The sequence below is a fragment of the Intrasporangium sp. genome (genome assembly GCF_039812505.1).
In the GTDB taxonomy this organism is placed as follows: domain Bacteria; phylum Actinomycetota; class Actinomycetes; order Actinomycetales; family Dermatophilaceae; genus Intrasporangium_A.
The window spans coordinates 1-3,338 of the sequence record NZ_JBDIAQ010000240.1 but is presented as its reverse complement, the minus strand read 5'-3'; the positions used below and the strand labels follow the sequence as shown (position 1 = coordinate 3,338).

At 69.6% G+C, this 3,338-nt stretch carries 2 protein-coding genes; both read right to left on the bottom strand.

Going from position 1 to position 3,338, the window contains the following annotated elements; all coding sequences use genetic code 11:
* Positions 1-502 precede the first annotated feature (502 nt).
* Positions 503-2,521, bottom strand: a complete 2,019-nt coding sequence (locus tag WMI84_RS17630; protein ID WP_347355079.1) for a TOMM precursor leader peptide-binding protein — start codon at positions 2,519-2,521, stop codon at positions 503-505.
* A gap of 71 nt (positions 2,522-2,592) precedes the next feature.
* The coding region (locus WMI84_RS17625) for an RDD family protein (protein ID WP_347355078.1) at positions 2,593-3,338 on the bottom strand (746 nt) is incomplete at its 5' end.

Below are 3,338 nucleotides of genomic sequence, written 5' to 3'. Positions count from 1 at the left end.
GTTGAAGCGCTGGTTGGGCACGGCTCGCCCCTACGAGGTCAGGTCGTCGTGGTCGTCGTGGTCGTCGTGGTCGTCGTCGAGACTACTGGCCGACCGACAGGGCTCGGACAGCCGATCCTGGTCTCTGTCTGGTCGGGGCTGCGGGCGGAGCTCAACGCCACCGCGTCAGGATCTCCTCCCGGCCGAACACCCCTCTGGCGACGACGAACAGGACGACTCCGGCCGTATCCGAAACACCCGTGGTCGGGCGGGAGAACGGGTTCATCGTGTTCCTGCCAGCGGTCAGCAAGCTGAACTGGTGGGCGCGGCCGGTGCGTCGGTGGCCCTGGACAAGATTCACTGAGCTCGTCCTGCCGACCTGGCTCAGATGGTCAATCGCGTCGTGGAGGGGCGGATGCGCGACTGCCGGGAACTCCGCACCTCGACGCTGTATTGCCCGGCATCCAGCAGACAACAACCTGGCGCGGTGGATCCGCGAGAAGCACGAACGACCAGTGCCGGCCTAGACCGGTCCGTCGAGCAGCAATACCCGGACGACGCGCGTCGGGCAGACCGCCTCGACGTCCTCGGGGGTGACGTCGACGACGACGGCGGCACCGCCCAGATCGATGTCGCCCGAGTCGTCGCCGCGAACCGGCCCGTCCGCAGACACGAGAAGGAGCTCCGGGTCGACCGCAGCCCACGGCGGGCACAGCCGCTGCCCCGAGGTGACGGCACCGACGAGCACCGTCAGGGCCTCAACCGCCGCTGCGGCAGGGTCATCGCCCACCCCGATCGACCACCCCTCGCCGTCGAGGAAGGCCACGACGGCAACGGCGGGTCGCGCTCCGGGCAGCCGTAGCAGCTGCGCTCGTCGACCCGAGTGCGAGAGCGTCCGGACAAGAAAGGCCACGTCCCGGTCGTCGGGCAATTCCAGGGATGTCGCGGGCGCGGAGCCGCGCAGGGCCGTGTCGAGGCCCCGGAACGCCAGCGCGGAACGCAGGGCCGCGGACCGCGCTGATTCGACGGAGTCGCCGACCCCGATCCCGAGCGCGGTACGTTCGAAGGGCGAACCCATCCGTGCCCGGCCCTCGACGGCTTCTGCCGGCACTGCGACCCGGGCCGCGCCGTCGAGGGTCTCGCCCGGGACCCACCGCACCGGCTCGGTCCCGTCGACGGCGCGGTGGCCGTCGATCCGGCGGGCGTCGAGCCGCCGGATGGAAGGATCGGCTGGCCCCAGCCGCCGGGGCAAGGCGTTTGAGAGCTCGGCGAGGGCCCTGTCGAGTGCCTTCTCCCGAGCGCCCAGGAGATCGTCCAGGGCGTACCCGACCGACGAGGTCAGCTGGGGGGCACCGTCCGGTGCGTCGATGACGTAGTCAACTCGTCCGACCTTGACCGGCACCTGGTCGATGTCGTCGTCCGACCACGACGTGAGGACCCCCGTGTCGCGGTCGATGAGGTCCTCTCGGGTCCCGGCTCCCGCGGTCGGTATCCCATTCCGGCACAGCGGGCAGCGCGGGTGCGGGATGACTGGCGCCAGCCGTGACTCCAGGGTCTCGAGGTCTTGGATTAGCACGGAGGCGGTGAGCGGACCGTCATGCGCTCGCGTCAGGGCACGGAATACGGTGAACGCAGCCTCGTTCCCTACCATCTCGACGGCCAGCGAGGGCGTGACCTCCTCCTCGAACGGCATGTCCCCACCGCCGAAGGCAAGACCGTGGACGACCTCGGCGTCGCCACCACCGGAATTGGCGAACAGCCGCATCTGCACGCACATCCAACAGCCGCGCTGCCCGCGGCGCGACAGCGGACCCACGACAGCGTGTGTGCCTGTCCGCACGACGGGCACGAGGATGGTCGCCCCAGACCCCCGCTCGTTGAGCACTCGACTGGTCACCTCGCCCAACCGACCGGCGTCCTGGGCCCCGGTGTCGACGACAATCGAGTCGAAGGAGGTGAGGTCTTCGATGTCCCATGGTTCGATCGTCACCTCCGGCCAGGCACGCGTTCCGTCCACGGCGAGACACGTGTCCTCGATCCGCCGACGTGTCCTGGCAGCGTCGGCGGTCCGGACCGTCACCCGCTCCGCTCCGTTCACGAGCAGCCCGGCCACGGTCGAGGCCACGCCCGCACCGCCGAGCACCAGATGCCCAGCAGCCGTAAAACGCTGCAGTGCCTCGTCCGGATCACCCTCCTCGAGGAAGTGCTCGACGTAGCCACGCTGAGCGTCGGTGTCCTCAGTCACCCGACGCGGCGTCGGTCGCACCCAAACCATCCGCTTATCGATGAGCGTGCGGATGATCGACACCGCCGAGGCCGCGCGGACGTCGTCCAGGCCGTCGCAGATGTCCGCCAGCGAGTGCTCTCCGGTGAGGGCCGGGAGGATGGCCGATACCCACCGGTAGGCGCCCACGCCCTTGACGAGGAACGTCTCGTCCGAGCTCCTGAAGTACGCCCCCGAGTCCACCTCGAGGAAAACGACGTCGCCTCGGATCCGCGGGTAGGCGCGGCCCGGGTCCGCGAGGGGGTCGGGGCGACTCATCGTGGTTGTCGACGTCGTGCTTGTCGACGTCGTGCTTGTCATCGACACGGCAGTGTTCTCCCTGCTGGCTCTCAGCGAACGAAGGTAGGCGTTGGGGTCCGGACCACAGGGCTACGGCCGGAATCCCCAGGAGCGTGGAACGAATGCGAGTGCTCAAGTCGTTCGCCGGGTTCGGCGTCGTCGTGATGGTCTTCCTTTCCGTGCTGGCCCTCCAGCACCTCTAGAGGACCGTCCCGCTCAACGTCGCGCCGGACGTTGGTTCCACTGACCCAGTCGTGTAGGGCTCGGCCGGTGATGAGGACGCTGGCCACCGAGACCGCGGCGAGGACGAGGGACCCGCCCAGCGCGAGTCGGCCCAGCTGATCGCATCGGTCCCCACCGAGTCGGCCGACCTGTTGGCGGACCCCGAGATGGGCGAGTTGCCACGGCGCGAGTTTGACGGCCTCCCGGAGGATGAGCCGTCCCGCGGTGGCGGGGTCTCCAGACCGGTCAACGATGCGAAGCCTTGATCTACTCTTGCCGCCCAACGAGCCTGCCAGCCCGGCGTCGTCGAGAACCCCAACCACGAGCCACGGAACGACGGTGACGACGGCGTCGGCCACGACGGCCGCACCCGCACGCCCACTTCCCCGGCGCCACGCCCCACCGGCGAGTGCCGCCGCGACGAGCGGGCCGCTGACAAGCGCGCCGGCCGCCGACGTGAGCGCCGCGGCGACGACCCGTTCGCCGAGCCCGACGGAGTCAGACCCGAATCCACGAGTAAGTCGGTGATGGTCGGCGTGTGATACGGCGAGAGTGCCTGCCCTGCAAGGAGAAT